Raw genomic sequence first — 20145 nt, 5'->3', positions numbered from 1 at the left:
CACTTCGCAAAACGCCTTAAAAAGGACACACCATGAAAGCCCTGATTTTCGTTCCCCTGGCACTACTCGCCGGCTGTCAGCACCTCAACTACCAGGCGCCTGCCACTGGCGACACCGCCCAGATCACGTTTACCAGTAACAACACCGCCGCCCAGCCTGTCGTCTGCGTGCCCGGCAAAGGCTTCAAGCCCACCGAATATGCGATATCACAGAATCCGATGAGCGGAGACGCCCTGAACGAGCTGCTGGAGACCATGAAGAAAAGCCCACAGGTCACGACAACCCTCTCTACCAGCCACGCAAGCCGCATCGGAGTGATCTACAACCGTCGCCAGGCGGACAACAGTCGCGACCGCTGCCGTGTTGCCCTGCAATTTTCGCCTCAGGCCGATGCCCAGTACCGCGCGCACTTTGTGTACGACAAGGGTCAGTGTGGGCTGTCGCTGGAGGACGCCTCGGGGGCGAACGTCGATGCTGTGCAAATCGACTGGCAGTGCCCATAACGGTTGCACCAATGCGGTGCGCAGCACCATTTTTGCGCACCCCAGGCATCACTTAACCTACTCTTTCCTCCTTCCTCGATAGCTAGGCCGCTGTTTTAATTAGATAAAAAATAGTTGGCACACTCTCTGCAATATCTCATGCGAGCCGAAGAAGGCGGTGCGTCACCAGCGCACACTGAACGAATTAGACTTGTTAAGAGGGTTGCAAATGAAAAACGTATTTAGCCTGAAGAAAACCGTTTTGGCCGCTTCTGTTGTCGCTGCCAGCATGGCGCCTGCCATCGCTGCTGCTGAAGTCAGCGGAACACTGGGTGCGTCCAGCCAGTACTTGTGGCGTGGCCAGCAGCTGACCGACGGTGCTGCGGTCTACGGTAGCGTTGACTACTCCCACGCTTCCGGTCTCTATGCTGGTGCCTGGGCGTCTTCTGAAACCGATGATACCGAGTACGATCTGTACGCAGGTTTCGGTGGTGAAATTGAAGGCCTGAGCTACGACATCAGCTACATTGACTACAACTACACCACTGGTGGTACTACCGCTGCTTCACCGGCGTCCAGTGCAGACTTCGAAGAAGTGCACCTCGGTCTGGGCTTCGCAGGTTTCAGCGCTGACGCGTTTATCGGTGTTGGCGAAGTGGATCACGGTGACGACGCCACTGACAACAAAGACAATTACTTCGCTTTGGGCTATGGCTACGACAAGTACGGCATCACTGCCGGTTACTATGACTTTGACGGTGACCCGGAAGTGGATGGCACTCTCGCCGATTACACCCATGTCGATGTCAGCTATGCAGTGACTGATCAATTCACCTTCACTGCTTCCAAGATCGTTGATCAGGAAGATGTAGCAGGCGTAGACACCTGGGACGACGATGTCGTACTGAGCGTTGCTTACGAATTCGCCCTGTAAGACAGAACACACGGGCGGCTTAGGCCGCCCAACGTTTCAACGCCGCGGGGCTCTCCCTGGTCCTCGCAAACACGCAAGCAACCCCGCGGCGTCTTTTTAGTCAATCCGCTAGCCCCCACGCAACACGCAAAACCTTGCTTTTAATTTCCCTCTGAAAAATACACCACCAGTGCCTCGTGATCGGAAATGGGTGACACCCCGTTTGAGCCATACAGGGCGTTGTAGCGTCCGGCATTGCCACGGGTGACAGCCACGGCCTCAACCCGGCTTTTCACCGTCGCAGACACCCAGATGTGATCCAGCGCCTGGGGGCGGCACCGGTGGCGATAGCTGTATCGTTCATTGGGCGCCAGCTTCTGCCATACATTGAACAAGCCCGAAGCGGAAAAATGCTGGTAACTATCGGAAAAACGGCCTGCGTCCCAGGTGCTGTTGAAGTCTCCGGCAATGATAAGCGGGGCCTCCTGTTCTTCTGCCCATGCGGCCAGTGTCGCTGCCTGACGCCTGCGCTTCTCGAACACCCGGGAAGATTTCAGATCCCGCGCGCTGCGCAGGTGTACCACCACCAGATCAGCACGAAACGGTTCGCGGATTGATACTTTCAGTGGCGGACGCGAATACAGGTGGTGCCCACGAAAGCGTTCACTGGCGAACAGGGCATCCGCACCATTCAGTGCCACCGGCGCACGATAAAGTAGCCCCACATCCATTCCCGAGGGATCATTGCCTTCCAGTAGCACGGTTCGATATTGCCAGCCCCGACGAGCCAGACGCGCCGCCAGCGAATCCAGCAGGGCACGGTTCTCCACTTCCTGCACGGCCAACAGGTGCGGAGCGTTCAGGGAATCCGCCACCGTTCTGGCAATGGCATCCAGGCGCTGGGAGAGCAGCGAGGGAGAAAGCGGATCATCAAAATCCGCATCCTTGCGCTCATCCCGTAATCGCCACAGATTCAGTGTGGCCAGTGTCAATTGATTCTCGGCCGGTGCAGACACACCACGGGGAGCCTCCAGATTCCGGCAATCCGCCTGAACCGGAACAGCAAAAAGCAGGACAAGCAATATCAGTATCAGTCGCATGACCACAGTTTAGGGTCTGACTGGCGGAGGAGACAGTGGACAATCACTGATTTCAGAGTAGGAAATAGCGAGAGGGAGTTTCGAGTTTCAAAGGACGGAACCCGGCAGTGCTGACATGCCCCCGTTTATTGAATCCTTCGCCACCCGACACTCACCTAGCACCACCGGCCCTGGAGCATCAGCCCGCAAAGCGCGGCGGTGTTAAGCCGGGCTACTCCTTATTCAAGGGCGATACACCACCTTCATACCCGATGGCACCCGGGTTTCTTCCAGATAGCCGACAAACGCAGGATCACTGATTACCAGCATCCCCAGCTCGCGCTCGCTGGAGACTTCCCGGGGCGGCATGCCTCGGCCAGTGAAGATCATCCTGGCCCAGTAACTTTTCATCTGCTCCGCTGACTTGCCAATCACTTGTCTGTAAAAGTCATCACGGGTTGCCCCGCCACCGGGCAAATCAAGCGGCTTGACGGCCACGCCGGATACCCGTCGCAACTGGCCATTGAACAACTGTCGGACCTGGCTTTTGGACAGGGTGCCAATCGTGCTGTCGGCACTGACCACGACTACCGGACCGGCTAGTGCAACCCCGCCAAATAAGACTCCGACTGCAATCAGGAAACTGGCTAACAATCCTTTCTTCACCGTAATTCCCCTTTAAAAAACCAGATCGACAGACAGGCGAACCACGGATGCATGGTCGTCTTTCAGCGGACTATCGGTTACGAAGAAGCCGGTGGTGCTCACGTCTTCCTCTGCGAAATCGTAGTAATAGCTATATTCCCCTTTCAGGGCTATGGAATCGGTCAACGAATATCGCAGCCCCCCCGTCCAGCTCTTCTGGCGCTCAGCAAGACCATCATTCAAGGCTTGCGGCAGATCATCATCCAGTTTCTTGGGGTAGACCGCTGCCCAGGTCACCAACGGCATCCATTTGCCCAGATATTTCCCCGCGGTGACATAACCGCTTTCACTGGAGGGATACCAGTTGCCGAAGCTCAGCTGTGCCACTTCCGTGGCGAAGAACCAGCTGCCGTTGTCAAACTGCAGTCCGGCCCCGGCAAAGTAGGTGTAAACATCGTCAATGCTCAATCCCAGAGCTGTAGCCGGGATCAACATATCCAGGTCATCCTGCGGCACGGTGACAGAGGCACCGGAATAGGCCGCACGGAAGGTCCAGTCATTCCAGCGGCTAGTCAGATTGATGCCACTGAGGTCGTCGGCCTGAAATTGCGCATTGCTCGTACGGGCACCGCCATCAACGGTGCTGGAGCCCCAAAAACCGGAAACGCGATGGAACACGGGGCCAGTGGCGAAGGACCAGGCAAGCTCCATCCCTTCCATGGTTTTAACCGGTGCCAGCAGATACACCTCTGCCGGAGGGGTCACCCAAGGGTAGGCATACCCCACATCCACGTACTGGGAATGCATGTAGAAAGGCGCAACGATTCGACCGGCCTTGGCACTGACAGACTCGGTAATCTCGTAATCCAGATACCCCCACTGGATTTCAGCATCGAAATCGTCCTCGCCAGAGGCAAACAGCTGAACCACTGCCTGCGCCTTTTCGTTGATCTTGGCGTTGAACTGGACCCCGGCACGGGTGAGAGAGTCATGGCTCCAGTCTTTGCCGGAACCATCCACGTAGGACGCATTGCCAGTCTCAGTCGGGGCATCAGCCTGACTCATACCGGCTGACAGGAAACCGTTGATGGTAATTCGCTGTTCTTCGTTGATGGCTCCGTCCAGCTCCTGTTGCTCCAGGCGCTGCAAACGCTGCTCATACTCTTTGAGCTGTTGCTCGATATTATTGTCCGCCGTTTCCGCCAAGGCCGGACCCGTGCCCAGCGCCAGCATCAGCGCGGCTGATATGGTTCTTTTCATGATCGCCCCATCTTCTACGTCGTTTTCATTATAAAGAAATACGACAAACGGGTGACATTATGCGGATCTTTGTGGACACATCAAGCGTCAAAAGGGGACGTCCTGCTCACTTGAAAATCACTGCATACAGCGCTTTCCGGGCCCTGCTCGATACAAATGGACACGCTTTCCCCTTCCACTGGCACCCGGGACAGATGCATCAACATCAAGTGTATGCCCGCCGGCGCAAAAGAGACGCTCTCTCCCGGCGGAATCTCCACCCGGGAAAGATGGCGCATCTTGCGAGTACCGTCTTTCTGCGTGGCCATGTCATGGAGCATCACATGCCCGGCAATTTCGGTATGCGCCCCGGTAATAATCGCCGGCGTTTCTCCGTTATTGGTCACCGTGACATAGCCTGCCATGGTCGGCGAAACCGGCGGCACCGCACGCAACCAGGCATCACTAAGCACCAGATCAGCCTGCGCGTTGCCCGCCAGCAGCATTGCCAGGCCCACACCCGTCACTCTAGAGAAGACTTTCCACATCACTTGCCACCTCATCAATATTGAAATCCGCCGGATACAGCTTGCGCACCCGCGCCTGATCATCCAGCAGGTAGATATAGTCACTGTGGGTAAAGAGATAGCCAGCCCCCTCATCCCCTTTGGTCTCTTCACCTTTAATGAATACCACTCCGAACTGTTCCGCCACCTGGCGAATCTCGTCCAGGGAGCCGGTGAGTCCGATCATGTCCGCCTTGAACCAGGGCAGGTATTCCCTCAGGTGTGCAGCCGTATCCCTTTGCGGATCAAAGGTGACGAACACGGGCTGGACCTGGCCTGCAAGACCGGCTTCATCCAGGGTCCGGTACACCTGGGCCACCCGCGCCAGTACTGCCGGACAAATATCCGGGCAATGGGTATAGCCGAAGAACAGTATCGATACCTGCCCTTTCAAATCGGAATCACTGAAAGGCTCGCCATTATGGTCGGTAAGCGTAAACTCACCGCCCAGACGTGTATTTACCGGCAAATCACTTTCCGGTTTGTCACATCCGGCCAATAGAAGCATGAGCAGAAATGGCAGGATGTACGGCAGTTTTCGCATGATCGCTCCGGTTGGTATAATCCGCGCCCATTTTGACGCGATTCAGCGGTTAGGCAAGGCCAAACAGGCCTTGCCGCCCATTGATGGAGGTGCCCCTTGGCACGCAAGCTGTTTATCCAGACCCATGGCTGCCAGATGAACGAGTACGATTCCACCCGCATGGTGGATTTGCTCGAATCCAGCCACGGCCTTGAGCAGACCGACAACCCCGATGAAGCGGATGTCCTGCTGCTCAACACCTGTTCGATCCGTGAAAAGGCCCAGGAAAAGGTCTTTCACCAGCTGGGTCGCTGGAAAAAGCTCAAAGACGCCAACCCCGACATGATTATCGGCGTGGGCGGCTGCGTGGCCAGCCAGGAAGGGGACGCCATCCGCGAGCGGGCCCCTTATGTGGATGTGGTCTTCGGTCCCCAGACCCTGCATCGCCTGCCCGGCCTGATCACCCAGGCCGCCAGCACCAGGGAGCTGGCCATTGATGTGACCTTCCCGGAGATCGAAAAGTTCGACAACCTGCCTGAACCCAGCGTCGACGGCCCATCCGCCTTTGTCTCCATCATGGAAGGCTGCTCCAAGTACTGCACCTTCTGCGTGGTGCCGTACACCCGTGGCGAGGAAGTCAGCCGCCCGGTGCAGCCGGTGCTGGCGGAAATCGAGCATCTGGCGGAAATGGGCGTGCGTGAGGTCAACCTTCTGGGGCAGAACGTCAATGCCTATCAGGGCAAGGGCGCCAGTGGCGAAACCCTCGACCTGGCCGACCTGATTCTGCTGATCCGGGATATCGACGGCATCGACCGTATCCGCTACACCACCAGCCACCCGGTGGAATTTTCCGATGCCCTGATTCAGGTATACGAAGAAGTGCCGGAGCTGGTCAGCCACCTGCACCTGCCTGTGCAATCCGGTTCCGATCGCATTCTGGCAATGATGAAGCGCAATCACATGGTGCTGGAATACAAGAGCAAGTTGCGCAAGCTCAAGCGTATTCGCCCGGACATTTCCTTCAGCTCTGATTTTATCATCGGTTTTCCAGGAGAGACCGACCGGGACTTCGAAGACACTATGGATCTGATCCACGAGATTGGCTTCGACATGTCCTTCAGCTTCATCTACAGCGCCCGCCCCGGCACTCCGGCAGCAGACTTGCCCGATGATGTGCCCATGGAGGTAAAGAAGCAGCGTCTGGCCATTCTGCAACAACGCATCAACCAGAACGCCCAGGACATCTCCCGCAAGATGGTGGGCAGCACCCAGCGCATTCTGGTGGACGGTTTTTCCAAGAAGGACCCCGGCCAACTCAAAGGCCGTACCGAGAATAACCGGGTAGTAAACTTCCGCTGTGACGATACCGACCTGATCGGCAAGTTTGTGGATGTAACCATCGCCGAGGCCTACAGCAATTCACTGTTGGGCAGTGATCCGCGCAACCCGGGCTAAACGCCCGGATTGCGACTGTCTTGGTTCAGGCTAACTACGGGTTGCTTTGCAACAGCCCGTCATTGTCCCCCGCTGGCGCCAGATAGTCCGGCAGCAACACCACCGATTCCGGGTTGTTCTGGGCAAAGCTGGCATCCGGCGTCACATCGCCACCGGCACTGTTGAACAGGTTGTCGAAACGCAACACCTGCTTCTGGGACTTCTCTGCCACATACAGGCTTGAGCCATCCCAGGCGATATCCACCGGGTTGCCCAGCTGTGTATTGCCCACCGCATTGTTGTCGCCATCATCAATACTGATCACCACCGGGGTATTGCCGTCGGCGCGGTCAGCCTTTTCGATCACGTAGAGCTTGCCGTCAGTGGGGTTGGCACCGCTGCCCACATCAGACACGATCAGGGCCTTGCGGTCCGCCACGTAGACGATGCCATGGAGGTTGGTGGGTGCTGCCACGGGCATGCCGCCGATGGTTGGCGTGATGGTGCGGTCGGGGCCACCGGTGCCGCGGTCGACACTGTAATCCTCGAACACCGCCACGGTACCATTCACCAGAGCCACATAGAGGGTATCGCTGTCCGGGTCATAATCCAGATCCCATGGCGCTACGCTTAGCGCGGTCGTGTACAACGGCGCCACGTTGCCGCCAGCCTGGGCACCAAACACCTTCACTGCCGGGTCGCCATTGTCGGTGACCAGCACCAGCCCCAAGCCGTCGGCCACATCGAAGCCTTTCGGGCTGACCAGGCCGGTGTTAGAGCCGCTCACCATGCGATCACGACTCAGCGAGAACATCTCACCGTCCCGGGCCACGCCGAGACGGTTGATCACGGCCAGTATCCCCTTGGTATTGGTGCCATCATCCGCAGTCAAGTACACATCACCCAGCTGATTCACGCTGACACTCTCCAGCGATTCACCCACCGTGAAGCTGCGGGCAATACCGGAAAGCGCCGTATCCAGCACCACCACATCCGGCTCGCCCATCAATGGCGGGTTGCTGGTTACCAGCACACCGTCAATGGCGATGCGGGTGTCATCAATGTCGGACACATCCTCGCCCAGAGGCACCGTGGCATCACGGACCAGGGATTCCGGTTTCACCGAGTCCACCACCCGGGACGGCGCCACATCGCCGGACTCGCCGACAAAGATATTGTTGTAGACCAGGATGGCATCATTGGATTTTTCAGCGATAAAGGCCCGGTTCCCCTCCAGAATCAGGTCTACCGGATTGCCCAACAACGTAGACGGGCCAGCCAGGGTGCGATCCGGCGTCACCATTCCCTCAGCAGTGCTGGCGCTGGAAATCACATAGATCTTGCCATCATCTGCCACCCCGGCATCGCCCACATCACTCACCACCAGCGTGTCGATATCAGCCCGGTAGGCAATGCCATGAATATTAGAGACCGTCATACCATCGCCAGGGGTAATGGTGCGAGCGTTCATGGCGGAAAAGTCACCGGCAACATAGTTATCGATCACCAGCACCGTGCCATTGGTCATGGCCAGGAAGGCGCGATCCTGGCTTTCGTTGTAGACCAGATCCCAGGCATTGCCGGGCAGAGCGGTAGTCGCCAACGGCGTGGCACTGCCCCCCGCTGCCGTGCCATACACTTCGATGCTGTTACCACCTACGTTGGCGGCGAAAAGCAGCCCCGCCTGGTGAGCAATGGCAATGCCCTTCAAATTGGTGGAGCCCGGCGCAGCCACGGCACGATCCAGTGCCAGATTGCTCATGGCCCCATCCAGGCGAGACGAGGCTTTATGGACCACCTGAAACTGGCTGGGAGACGCCGTGATGTCACTGGCGCCATACAGGTTGCCCAGCAAGTCAAGCACGATGCCTTCATTGGCATCGGACTGGAAACTGGCCTCCACAGCAAGATTGGGTCCCAGACGGTCGATAACCCCCTTGTTCCCCGTCCCGTTATGGACCACCAGAAGAGGCGCCGAACGGGCGCTGGGAGGCGAGGGCTGTCTGTTGCTGTTACTGGAGCCGTTACCGCCGCACCCGGCCATTGTCAGGGTCGCTGCCACTGTAAACCCCGTCAACCACTGTAATTCCCGCTTCATCTTGACGCTCCTGATCTGATTGAGTCCGTGAATTGGCACCAGGGGGAGAAAAACTGGTGCACCGAAGAGTTACGGCACAGTGGGCCTGTCAGATGTAGCAAACGGCAATGATTCGTAGCTCAAGGGTAACCAAACCAGAGGCCACAAAAAGGCCCCTCGACCTCCTTGTCAGACAGTCATTCATCCCCTCTTGCAGCCTGGTGGTCTGCGGCGGTAGGGTGCCCATCATCCGACACAGCAAATTCACTTCCCCGAAGCCCGCCTTCGGAGTATTCTGAAACCCTTTGCAACAGCCCGCAGGGCCACCTTTTCCATCTTGGACACACCACTCGCTTCACAGCACATTCGTCTAGAACCCAACGATTCCCGTCGCCTGGCCAGTCTGTGCGGCCATCTGGACGAGCACATCAAACAGATAGCCACCCGACTGCACGTGGATATCCACAACCGCGGTAACCAGTTTCACTTGTCTGGTGAAGCAGATCTCGTGGATGCTGCCGGGACCATTCTTTCAGAACTCTATGAGCAGACTCTGGATGGCACTGAACTGACGCCGGAAATGGTGCATCTGCACCTGCAGCAATCCAGTGTGGCCGAAAAAGCCACCGGCACCAGTGCCGACAATACCGTGCCCTTCCCTTCTGACGATGTGGTCATCCGCACCCGCCGGGTAAAGATCAAGCCCCGCGGCGCACATCAACGCGAATACGTCAAAAGCGTGCAGAAATACGACATCAATTTCGGCGTGGGTCCGGCGGGTACTGGCAAGACCTGGCTGGCGGTAGCCTGCGCGGTGGACGCCCTGGAAAAGGCAGAAGTGCAGCGCATCCTGCTGGTGCGCCCCGCGGTGGAAGCCGGTGAGAAGCTGGGTTTTCTGCCCGGGGATCTGGCAGAGAAGATTGACCCGTATCTGCGCCCGCTTTACGACGCCCTGTACGAAATGCTGGGCTTCGAAAAAGTGGCCAAGTTGATGGATCGCATGATCATCGAAGTTGCCCCGCTGGCCTACATGCGCGGCCGCACCCTCAACAACAGTTTCGTGATTCTGGATGAAGCCCAGAACACCACCCCGGAACAGATGAAGATGTTCCTGACCCGGATTGGTTTCGGCACCCGTGCCGTGATCACCGGCGACGTCACCCAGGTGGACCTGCCCCGCCACCAACGCTCCGGGCTGGTCAACACCCTGGAAGTGCTGGAAGACGTAAAAGGCATTGGCGTTACTAAATTCGACAGCAAGGACGTGGTTCGTCATCCGCTGGTTCAACGTATTGTAGAGGCCTACGACCGCCATGAACGGGATACCGATACCCAGCGTTGATATCCAATGGGCAACTGAGGCCCCGGATGCCCCGGACGACGGCCAGTTATCGGCGTGGGCGCGCCATGCCGTTCAGGTGGCAGGTGGCGTGGTGGGAGACATCACCCTGCGCATTGTGGACGAAGACGAAATCCGCGAACTGAACCGGGATTATCGCGGCAAGGACAAACCCACCAATGTGCTGTCTTTCCCCTTCGAAATGCCGGAAGGCTTACCCGCTGATGCTGTCGAGCCCCTGCTTGGGGATATCATCATCTGCGACAGCGTGGTGCGCCAGGAAGCCAATGAACAAAACAAAACCCTGCAGGCACACTGGGCACACATGGTCACCCATGGCGTGCTGCACCTGCTCGGCTATGACCATATCGACGATGATGACGCCATCGTGATGGAAACACTGGAAATTCGTGCCATGGCAGACCAGGGGTTTGATGATCCCTATGCCGAGGCAACAGACAACACCATGGAGCAAGCCCCCTGATGTCAGACGATTATTCGGATAACGGTACCAGCCGAAGTTGGTTGGAGCGTGTCGGCCAGTTCTTCACATCCACACCGGGTGACCGGTCAGAATTACTGGAATTGATTCGCTCCATGCGCGATAGCGACGTTATTGACGGGGATACCCTCGGCATCATTGAAGGGGCCATCTGTGTGGCCGACATGCAAGTGCGGGAAATCATGATTCCGCGCTCGCAGATGGTCAGCATCCGCTCCAGCTCGGACCCACGCGACTTCCTGCCCACCATCATCGACTGTGCGCACTCGCGCTTCCCGGTGCTTGGTGACGATCCGGATGAAGTCATTGGGGTGCTGCTGGCCAAGGATCTGCTACCGCTGATCCTCGATCCTGCCCGTATGGACCGTTTTGCCATCAAGGATCACATCCGTTCCGCTATGGTAGTACCGGAATCCAAACGTCTCGATTCACTGCTGCGAGAATTCCGCATCAGCCGTAACCATATGGCCATCGTCGTCAATGAATACGGCGGGGTTGCAGGTCTTGTCACCATTGAAGACGTGCTGGAACAGATCGTCGGCGAAATCGAGGATGAACATGATGTCGAGGACGACGATTACCTGATCAAGGATCTGGATAACGACGAATATACCGTCAAGGCGCTAACGCCCATCGACGACTTCAACGAACACTTTGATTGCACCTTCAGCGACGAAGAGTTCGACACCATCGGGGGATTGGTGATGCAGAAGTTCGGGCGGCTACCCGGGCGCGATGAAAGCGTGGACCTGAACGGCTACCGCTTCACTGTACTCAGCGCCGATGGCCGAACCATACGATTGCTGCGCGTAACACCACCGGGGGAAAACAATAATGAACCCACCACAGAACAGACCAGCGACTGACAACAGTCCCGGCATCAATTGGAAGACGCTTCCCTGGGCACTCATGGTATTGGGTTGCCTGCTGCTGGCCAGCCAGTTCCTGAATTCGGGGCAAGGCCAGCAAACGGCCCTGAGCTGGTATGCAAACAGCGGCCTACAACAACTGGAGTGGAATAACTATCTTTCCTGGTTGCGCTTCAACGGCAACGCCAGGCAGGCCAAAACCCTGGATGAGCAAGCCCGCAGCGGGAATCCGCACGCCTATGCCAGCGCGCTTCTGTCGCCACAATTTATCGAAGACAGCAACAAACGTGCCGGCGACTTCTGGTCTGCCCAGCAGATCGAGCAATGGCGAACGCTGCGCGACCAGGTGCCACAGCAACTGGCCCAGTCCCCCCTGTACCGCTGGGGGCTGCCGGCCGCAGATCCCCGTCCATCCCGTTTCTTCACTGCGCCTTTTACTGGCGGCGCCCTGTGGCTGACCTTGCTGGCACTGTTTTTACTTGGCTTGGCGGCTTTGCGCCTTGAACGACAGCTAGGCCCGGGTCGTGTCGTAGTGATCTGGCTAGCCAGCAGCCTGCTGGCAGGTGCCGGCTATCTGATTATGGTTACCCCGGGGCAGGCTCCTCTGCATGGTCTGGCTCCCAGTATCGTTGGGCTGCTTGCAGCCACTAGCGCCCTATCACGCACGCCCGTGGTGTTCTCTCTACCCACCGGCAAGACGAAACGCACGACGCGGACACTTCCGGCCTGGAGCCTGGTATTGCTTCCGATCACCCTGCTGGCAGCCCTCACTTTGAGCCAGCCGCCCTGGGTGGCGAACCTGTCAGCGGGCTTGCTGGCAGGTCTTGGCGGCGCCCTGCTCGCCATACTGATACAGCCACGGCAGAATGCTGCACCCGAAACCCGGCAATTCGGACCATCGCTCAGTCCCGATCAACAGCAGGCCCTGGCGCGGGGATGGGATGCACTGGGCAAACTGGAAGGCGCTAGCGCCGAACGGCATTTCCAGGACGCACTGAAAACCGATCCGCAGCTGTTTGACGCACTCACAGGTCTTTTCACTGCCCAGCAAATGCGACAGGCGACGGAGGAAGACTTGCAGCAAACCGCCACCGCCCTGTTCAACCACAACGCCAACGATACAGGCCAGGCCACCCAGATCGTTCATCACTGGAAACAGTACAAGCAACGCACCGCAGAACCACTACCGGAAGCCACCCTCTGGCAACTGGTGATCACACTCACCCACGCCCGGGAATTCCAGCATGCAGAGCAGCTTGCCATGCAACACGCCGCGAACCCAGCCGAGAAGGAACACTGCAAAACGGCGCTACAGATTCTACGGGAAGCTTTGCTCAGGGAAGGACTGAATCACCGGGCCAAGGCGCTGCCGGACTAGAGTCAGCGGAAATAAAAAGGTCGAGTTACAACAATCAAAAATTTGATCCCACCTTGACCAGTCAAGACAGAAGACTATTCTGACCATGCCTGTCGCAACTCGCTCACCTGCATCCGCAATTTCGCTTCCCGGCAATGCCCTTCCACAAAGCGCAGATACTGCTCCGCTTTACCGGCAAGGCCAAATTTTTCATTCAGGGTTTTGGCCAGCAACAAATACGCCTCCCCCAACCCGGTGAAATCCGGGTGACGCTGGTGCAGATCCTTGAGCAGAGCTACCGCCATCTTCGGCGCCTGATCGTAAACCCCCTGAGCGATGGCCAGCCTGATTGACGGTGCCGCAGGCAACCAACTGGCATCCCGCTGACGCTGCTCATTAAGCACTTGCATCACGGTCGCCCAGTCTCCGGCCACAACCAGCGCATCCAGGTATGGCTCCACCTGCTGCTGGCGCTCCTGGTCTTTTCCTGTAATCCGCAGCAATTGATCGTACTGTTTCCAGTCCGCCAGCCTGGCTTTCTTTGTTTTCACCACCTTCGCCGTGGACAGCAACACTTTCTCGAAACGACCAGCACAAAGCAGGACACGCTGGCGTCGCTCTGCCAGAGGCTGGGTCACCCTGGTTGCACCGGGATTCAACCCCCAGAGACGACCGTGACGCCCCAGCATGGCAGCACAAGCTGCTGCCAGGGAGAGCCACCAGTATCCGGCCAGAGCGCCGCCCACCGCCTGAACAAGCGGTTCGGGCAGGACATCCATGAGCACCATGACTATCGCCACACTGGACAACCAGCCGACCGCGCCCAGCAATGCGGCCGCCAGATAATCCCGGGGGGCAGAAACCATGTAAGTCAGCGCTGCCGCCCAGGCACCTGGATCAACCCCCTGAACCTGAATCGATAACCACAGGGCTGGCATCAGCAACATGGCTACCACCCCTAATACCAGGCCGACAGGGGCCGATACCCAGATCATCACGGTCACTGCTGCAGTCAGCAATATGATGGCCGGCACTGCCTGCAACAGAGCCCCTTTCCAACCCAGACCCGATGACAGATCCTGCCAGCCCGGCAGCCGTCCACGCTGATGACTGCGTCGTGGCTGCGCCTTGTCTGCCATGATCGCCTGAGCAAAACCAAACGCCGGTATACCGCCCAAAACAGTGAAGGCAAGCAACATGGGAAGAGGAGGAATCACTGCCGCCACCACAGCCCAGATCAGCAACACCGGCAGCAGTTTGAAATTCAGAGGATATTGCAGGTATTGATCCACCTGCTGCCAGAGCGGCGAAGAGCCTTCCTGCTCGGTGGGCTCAACAGACTGGTTACACAGCAGGCAACGGGCCTCGTGGTAATTGTCATCATGGCCATCCACACATTGCTGACACAGAAACAGCCCATCATGAACACAAAACCAGAGCGCTTCCGTGCCCGGATGGTACTTGCAAAAGCGATTCACTATGATGCCCCCAAAGCAATCATTCCGGTTTCGGGGCTGATTGAGTCGAACGTTTAAAGTTCAACTCCCCCCGACGGTTGATCGTTATTATTGCTGCCACTTTATTCAATTTTTTTCGGCAGCTCCATTACCCACCGCCAGGCGGCTGGCTTGCCGGTATGAAATGAGGAATTCCATGCGAGATCGTTTGCTGGCGTTGATTGCCGGCCTGCTCTTTCCCTTGGCATTTGCACCTTACGACCTGTGGCCCATGCTGTTTGTCAGCATCGGCGCCGGCTTTTTCTGCCTGCAACAGGCCGATTCTGCCCGCGAAGCCTTTCTGCGCGGTTGGCTCTACGGGCTGGGCATATTCGGTTTCGGCATCAGCTGGGTGCATGTTTCCATGCATGATTACGGCTTTATGCCGCTGTGGATGGCCATTCCGTTTACCGCCATCTTTGCCGCCTTCCTGGCACTGTTCTACGGGCTGAGTTTTTATGTCAGCTGGCGTTTGGGGCGCTCCGCCCTGGTCTTTGCCGGGAGCTGGCTGGTACTGGATTGGGTGCGAGGCTGGTTGCTCACCGGCTTCCCGTGGCTGTATGCCGGGTATGGCCTGATCGATACTCCCTTCTCCCCGCTCGCCCCCATCGGTGGCGTGTGGCTACTCACCCTGACCGCTGTTCTGCTCGCCAGCACGGTAATTCAGCTTCGCCTGCCGGGCCCCCAGCGATGGCTGGCCGCGGCCTTGTCTGTGCTGGTACTGGCTAGCACAGGCATCGCCCATACGCTGACCTTTACTCGCCCCAGTGGCGAGATGCAGCCAGTGGCCCTGGTGCAGGGCAATATCCCCCAGGACCTCAAGTGGCAGCTCTCCATGCGTGAGCGCACCCGGGAGATCTATCATGATCTCACCGCCACCATCCCTGATGGCTATCTGGTGATCTGGCCGGAATCGGCGCTCACCGAGTTCTATCAAACCATTACTGATTTTGTGGAACAGGAAGGTGAAGCACTGGCAGCCCGGGGCGGTGGTTTTATCACCGGGGTCCCCTGGCGCACGGTGGACAACGGCGGCATCACCTACCGCAACAGCATTGCGGCGATTCCCCTGCGCGGGGAGGACGGGCTCGAGCGGGTCTATCACAAACAGAAGCTGGTGCCATTCGGCGAGTATGTCCCCATGCAATCGCTGATCCGCGGCCTGATTCCGTTCTTTGACCTGCCCATGTCCGGCTTCACGGCAGGCAACCCGACACAGCCCAACCTGAATGCACTGGGCCACACCATCGCGCCTTTTATCTGTTATGAGATCCTCTACCCGGAACAGGTGGCCAGCCGCAGCCATGGCGCCGATGCCCTGATTACCATCAGCAACGACGCCTGGTTCGGCACCTCTGCCGGCCCGCTTCAGCATTTCCAGATGGCCCGGATGCGCGCCCTGGAAACCGGCCGCTGGTTACTGCGCGGCACCAATAACGGGGTCACGGCAGTGATTGATGATCACGGCAAGGTGGTGGATGCCCTGCCCCAATTTGAGCGGGATGTACTGCTCAGTCAGTACCAGCCCCGCCAGGGCACGACCCCGTTCATGATCACCGGCGTCTGGCCCTGGCTGGTGCTGGCAGTGATCTTGCTGGTGGCGGGAGCACGATTCCGAATCAGGAAATGACCGCATATTTCTTTTTGATATATGCTTATAGCTAATTTGACTTTGGTCGCCAGGCGGCCTATAACTGTGACATTGTCGATTCCCAACGGGAGAGCACCATGTCACGCCCAGAAGTTAAAGCGTTCTTCGATCACGACACCAATACGGTCAGCTATGTCGTCACCGATCCGGAAACCCGCCACTGCGCCATCGTGGATTCCGTGCTGGATTACGCCCCCAATGCGGGGCGAACAGAACACGCCAGTGCCCAGCAGATCGTCGACTATGTGAAACAGGAAAACCTCACCGTCGACTGGCTGCTGGAAACCCACGTGCACGCCGATCATCTCTCTGCTGCGCCCTGGATTCAGCAACAGGTGGGTGGCCAGCTGGCCATTGGCGAACACATCCGCACCGTGCAGGAAACCTTCGGCAAGGTCTTCAACGCCGGCACCGAGTTTGCCCGCGACGGCCGTCAGTTCGATCATCTGTTCAAGGATGGCGAAACCTACAAGGTAGGCAATCTGGAAGCCCGGGCTATTCACACGCCAGGCCACACCCCGGCTTGCATGAGCCATGTGATTGGCGATGCGGTCTTCGTCGGCGACACCCTGTTCATGCCCGACTACGGCACCGCCCGCTGCGATTTCCCCGGTGGTGATGCTCGCACCCTGTATCAGTCCATCCAGAAACTGCTGGCCCTGCCGGACGAAACCCGCATGTTCCTGTGCCACGACTACCTGCCGGAGAGCCGCCAGGAGTTTGTCTGGGAAACCACCGTGGGCGATCAACGCCAGCACAACATTCATGTGCACGAAGGTGTCAGCGAGGAAGACTTTGTCACCATGCGAGAAACCCGCGATGCCACTCTGGACATGCCGCGCCTGATCCTGCCGTCGGTGCAGGTCAACATGCGCGCTGGCCACCTGCCCCCCGCAGAAGACAACGGCGTCAGCTACCTGAAAATTCCGCTGAACGCATTATAAGGAGCGCGCCATGCCAATGGATGAGATGTCTGTCTGGGACGTGGTGGTAGTGGGTGGCGGCGCTGCCGGCATCGCAGCGGCGGCCAGCCTGCTCAAGCGCAACCCCTCTCTGTCCATGGCGATCGTGGAGCCCAGCGATCGCCATTATTATCAACCGGCCTGGACGCTAGTGGGGGGCGGTTGTTTCAACCCCGCTGAAACCTGCCGCTCCACTGCCTCGCTGATCCCGTTTAATGCCAAGTGGATTCGCAACCGGGTGACACGCTTCCTGCCGCAGCACAACCTGGTGGCCCTGGACAATGGCCAGCATCTGAGCTATCGGAGCCTGGTGGTGGCCCCCGGCCTGGAACTTGACTGGGGCGCCATTGCCGGCCTGCAAGAGACCCTGGGCAAGAACGGTGTCACCAGCAACTACCGTTACGACCTGGCACCCTACACCTGGGAGTGCGTGCAATCGCTCAAGAAAGGCCGTGCCCTGTTTACCCAACCGGCCATGCCCATCAAGTGTGCCGGCGCCCCGCAAAAAGCCATGTACCTGTCCTGTCATCATTGGGAGAAGCAGGGCCACCTGGGCGACATTGACGTGCAGTTTCACAATACCGGCGGCGTACTGTTCGGTGTGTCCGAGTTTGTGCCACCGCTGATGGAATACGTGAAGCGCTACGGCGCCAACCTGAATTTCACCAGCACCCTGATTGCCGTGGATGGTCCGGCGAAGACTGCCACCTTCCGTGATACCGCTGAAGACGGCAGCACCCGCGAGCGTACCGAATCCTTCGACATGCTCCATGTGGTGCCACCGCAGCGCGCCCCGGCATTCATCCGCGACAGCGAACTGGCCAATGAAGGCGGCTGGGTCGCCGTGGATGAGGCCTCCCTGCAACACCCCCATTACACCAATGTATTCAGCCTGGGAGATGCATGTGGTGCCAGCAATGCCAAGACCGCGGCCGCCGTGCGCAAGCAGGCGCCAGTGGTAGCAGAAAACCTGCTCGCCCACCTCGACAACCGCCCCATGACCGCCCGCTACACCGGATACGGCGCCTGCCCGCTCACCGTGGAACAGGGCAAGGTGGTGCTGGCCGAGTTTGGTTATGGTGGCAAGCTGCAACCGAGCTTCCCGCTCAACCCTGCTGTGGCCCGCACCAGCATGTGGTGGCTCAAGCGCTACGCCATGCCACGCATCTACTTCTCCATGATGCTGAAAGGGCACGAATGGCTGGCAAAACCGGAAAAGCTGTAGGGCACAGTGATGAAACTTCCTGGCTGGGTAGCCGCTTCCCGATGGCTGCCGCTTTATAACCGGCAGACCGCGGCCCAGGATGGTGTCGCGGCGATCATCGTGACCATCATGCTGATACCGCAGAGCCTGGCCTACGCCATGCTCACCGGCCTGCCCCCGGAAGTGGGGCTCTACGCCAGCATTCTGCCACTGGTGGCCTATGCCGTATTTGGCTCCAGCCGCACTCTGGCCGTGGGCCCGGTAGCCGTGGCATCGCTGATGACCGCCGCCGCCGCCAGTGAAATTGCTGCGGCTGGCACGCCGGAATACATTGCTGCAGCCATTATTCTGGCCGCCCTGTCCGGTGCCATCCTGATGCTCATGGCCCTGTTCAAACTGGGCTGGATTGCCAACCTGTTATCGCACCCGGTGGTCAGCGGCTTTATCACCGCCTCCGGCATCCTGATTGCTGCCAGCCAGCTCAAGCACCTGTTGGGCGTGCCCCTCAGTGGACACAATCTCTATGAACTGGGGGCATCTCTTTACCATCACCTGCCCGATATTCACGGGCCCACGGTGATTCTGGGTGGCCTTGCCACCGCCTTCCTGTTCTGGGTGCGCAAATCGTTCAAGCCCCTGCTGCAAAAAATGGGGCTGTCGCCATTCTGGGCGGACCTGATCAGCAAGGCCGGGCCGGTACTGGCGGTGCTGGTCACCACCCTGCTTGCCGCCAGCTTGCGTCTGGATCAGGACGGCATGGCCATTGTCGGAGACATCCCCGGAGGCCTGCCCGGCTTCATCCTGCCCACCATGGACCTGGGGCTGTGGCAGCAACTGTTGGTCCCTGCCCTGCTGATCAGCCTGATCGGATTTGTGGAATCCATTTCCGTGGCCCAGACCCTGGCGGCCAAGCGGCGCCAGCGCATTAATCCGGACCAGGAACTGATGGGCCTGGGCACCGCCAACCTGGCCAGCGCCTTCAGCGGCGGCTTCCCGGTAACCGGTGGATTTTCCCGCTCGGTGGTGAACTTCGACGCCGGCGCCCAGACCCCCATGGCCGGTGTCTTCACCGCCATCGGCATCGCACTGACAGCACTGTTTCTCACCGGGCTATTCGTGTTCCTGCCCAAGGCCACCCTGGCCGCCACCATTGTGGTGGCGGTGTTGTCGCTGGTGGACCTGCCCACCCTCAGGCACACCTGGCATTTCTCCAGGCTGGATTTCACCGCCATGATGATCACCATAGTCGGTGTACTGGGCTGGGGCGTGGAAGCCGGCGTCATGGCCGGAGTGATCAGCTCCCTGGCCCTGTATCTGTGGCGCACCAACCAGCCCCATGTGGCCGAGATTGGTCTGGTGCCCGGCACCGAGCATTTCCGCAATGTGCAGCGCCACGAGGTGAAGGTCTCACCACGAATTCTGGGCATGCGCATCGACGAATCCCTGTACTTCGCCAACATCCGCCGTCTGGAAGACCAGATTTACGATGCGGCGCTGCAACGACCACAGACCGAACACGTGATCCTGATGGGCACCGCCATCAACCATCTTGATGCCAGTGCCATTGACGGACTGCTCAGCCTCAACCGCAGACTAAACGACGCGGGCATCACCCTTCACTTCTCGGAGATCAAGGGCCCGGTGATGGACCAGATGAAACGGGCCGACTTTACCGAACAACTCAGCGGCAAGATCTACCTGACCCACTACCTGGCCATGCAGGATCTGGCACCGGAATGCATCGAACAACAGCCCCCTAAACGCGAAGAGGACTTGCAGCCCCCACACACCCCGGTAAGCTGACAAC

General features: G+C 58.6%; 18 protein-coding genes. 11 read left to right on the top strand and 7 right to left on the bottom strand.

Going from position 1 to position 20145, the window contains the following annotated elements:
* Positions 1-32: 32 nt before the first annotated feature.
* Positions 33-503: a hypothetical protein gene (locus GQF00_RS12445; RefSeq protein ID WP_161319480.1), complete on the top strand. Its 471-nt coding sequence runs from the start codon at positions 33-35 to the stop codon at positions 501-503.
* 208 nt (positions 504-711) lie between these two features.
* A complete protein-coding gene (locus GQF00_RS12440) occupies positions 712-1416 on the top strand; it encodes a TorF family putative porin (RefSeq protein ID WP_161319479.1) in 705 nt (234 codons plus the stop codon).
* 140 nt (positions 1417-1556) lie between these two features.
* On the opposite strand, the gene GQF00_RS12435 is transcribed toward GQF00_RS12440, so the two are convergent.
* The 5 genes from GQF00_RS12435 to GQF00_RS12415 form a co-directional block, all read right to left on the bottom strand.
* Complete coding sequence (locus GQF00_RS12435; protein WP_161319478.1) at positions 1557-2495, bottom strand: endonuclease/exonuclease/phosphatase family protein; 939 nt, start codon at positions 2493-2495, stop codon at positions 1557-1559.
* A 222-nt stretch (positions 2496-2717) separates the two neighbouring features.
* Positions 2718-3140, bottom strand: coding sequence for a hypothetical protein (locus GQF00_RS12430; RefSeq protein ID WP_370519498.1), 423 nt, complete (start codon positions 3138-3140; stop codon positions 2718-2720).
* Positions 3141-3152: 12 nt separating this feature from the next.
* Positions 3153-4379, bottom strand: coding sequence for a carbohydrate porin (locus tag GQF00_RS12425; RefSeq protein ID WP_161319477.1), 1227 nt, complete (start codon positions 4377-4379; stop codon positions 3153-3155).
* 80 nt (positions 4380-4459) lie between these two features.
* Positions 4460-4876 (bottom strand): copper chaperone PCu(A)C, encoded by a 417-nt coding sequence (locus GQF00_RS12420; protein ID WP_370519497.1) that lies wholly within the window; start codon positions 4874-4876, stop codon positions 4460-4462.
* Positions 4877-4886: 10 nt separating this feature from the next.
* Positions 4887-5468 (bottom strand): SCO family protein, encoded by a 582-nt coding sequence (locus tag GQF00_RS12415; protein ID WP_161319476.1) that lies wholly within the window; start codon positions 5466-5468, stop codon positions 4887-4889.
* Between the two features lie 96 nt (positions 5469-5564).
* Here GQF00_RS12415 and miaB point away from each other — a divergent pair, with 96 nt between their 5' ends.
* Complete coding sequence (miaB, locus tag GQF00_RS12410) at positions 5565-6902, top strand: tRNA (N6-isopentenyl adenosine(37)-C2)-methylthiotransferase MiaB (protein WP_161319475.1); 1338 nt, start codon at positions 5565-5567, stop codon at positions 6900-6902.
* 34 nt (positions 6903-6936) lie between these two features.
* On the opposite strand, the gene GQF00_RS12405 is transcribed toward miaB, so the two are convergent.
* Entirely contained in the window at positions 6937-8979 is a 2043-nt protein-coding gene (locus tag GQF00_RS12405) for a YncE family protein (protein WP_237440512.1), read from the bottom strand.
* A 316-nt stretch (positions 8980-9295) separates the two neighbouring features.
* Between GQF00_RS12405 and GQF00_RS12400 the strand changes: the two genes are divergently transcribed.
* The 4 genes from GQF00_RS12400 to GQF00_RS12385 are packed head-to-tail and all read left to right on the top strand — an operon-like array spanning position 9296 to position 13046.
* Entirely contained in the window at positions 9296-10300 is a 1005-nt protein-coding gene (locus GQF00_RS12400; protein ID WP_161319474.1) for a PhoH family protein, read from the top strand.
* Positions 10272-10781: an rRNA maturation RNase YbeY gene (ybeY, locus tag GQF00_RS12395; RefSeq protein ID WP_161319473.1), complete on the top strand. Its 510-nt coding sequence runs from the start codon at positions 10272-10274 to the stop codon at positions 10779-10781. The genes GQF00_RS12400 and ybeY overlap by 29 nt, the downstream gene beginning before the upstream one ends.
* The gene (locus GQF00_RS12390; protein ID WP_161319472.1) at positions 10781-11665 is read left to right on the top strand and encodes an HlyC/CorC family transporter; all 885 of its coding nucleotides are present in this window, start codon (positions 10781-10783) and stop codon (positions 11663-11665) included. The genes ybeY and GQF00_RS12390 overlap by 1 nt, the downstream gene beginning before the upstream one ends.
* Positions 11634-13046, top strand: a complete 1413-nt coding sequence (locus tag GQF00_RS12385; protein WP_161319471.1) for a rhomboid family intramembrane serine protease — start codon at positions 11634-11636, stop codon at positions 13044-13046. Before GQF00_RS12390 ends, GQF00_RS12385 begins: the two co-directional genes overlap by 32 nt.
* Positions 13047-13120: 74 nt before the next feature.
* Here the strand turns inward: GQF00_RS12385 and GQF00_RS12380 are convergent, their stop codons facing one another.
* Positions 13121-14503: a hypothetical protein gene (locus GQF00_RS12380; protein WP_161319470.1), complete on the bottom strand. Its 1383-nt coding sequence runs from the start codon at positions 14501-14503 to the stop codon at positions 13121-13123.
* A gap of 175 nt (positions 14504-14678) precedes the next feature.
* On the opposite strand from GQF00_RS12380, the gene lnt reads away from it, so the two are divergent.
* The 4 genes from lnt (at position 14679) to GQF00_RS12360 (ending at position 20141) form a co-directional block, all read left to right on the top strand.
* On the top strand, positions 14679-16151 hold the full coding sequence (gene lnt / locus GQF00_RS12375) for an apolipoprotein N-acyltransferase (RefSeq protein WP_161319469.1): 1473 nt from the start codon (positions 14679-14681) through the stop codon (positions 16149-16151).
* A gap of 98 nt (positions 16152-16249) precedes the next feature.
* On the top strand, positions 16250-17116 hold the full coding sequence (locus tag GQF00_RS12370) for an MBL fold metallo-hydrolase (RefSeq protein ID WP_161319468.1): 867 nt from the start codon (positions 16250-16252) through the stop codon (positions 17114-17116).
* A 10-nt stretch (positions 17117-17126) separates the two neighbouring features.
* Positions 17127-18359, top strand: a complete 1233-nt coding sequence (locus GQF00_RS12365; RefSeq protein ID WP_161319467.1) for an FAD/NAD(P)-binding oxidoreductase — start codon at positions 17127-17129, stop codon at positions 18357-18359.
* Positions 18360-18368: 9 nt separating this feature from the next.
* Positions 18369-20141 carry a SulP family inorganic anion transporter gene (locus GQF00_RS12360; protein ID WP_161319466.1) on the top strand — a complete coding sequence of 591 codons (1773 nt, stop codon included), beginning with the start codon at positions 18369-18371 and terminating at the stop codon, positions 20139-20141.
* Positions 20142-20145: the final 4 nt, after the last annotated feature.

The organism is Alcanivorax sp. DP30, assembly GCF_009882945.1.
GTDB lineage: Bacteria > Pseudomonadota > Gammaproteobacteria > Pseudomonadales > Alcanivoracaceae > Alcanivorax.
Note: the sequence above shows the minus strand (reverse complement) of the source record. Positions and strands in the feature narration are given on the sequence as shown.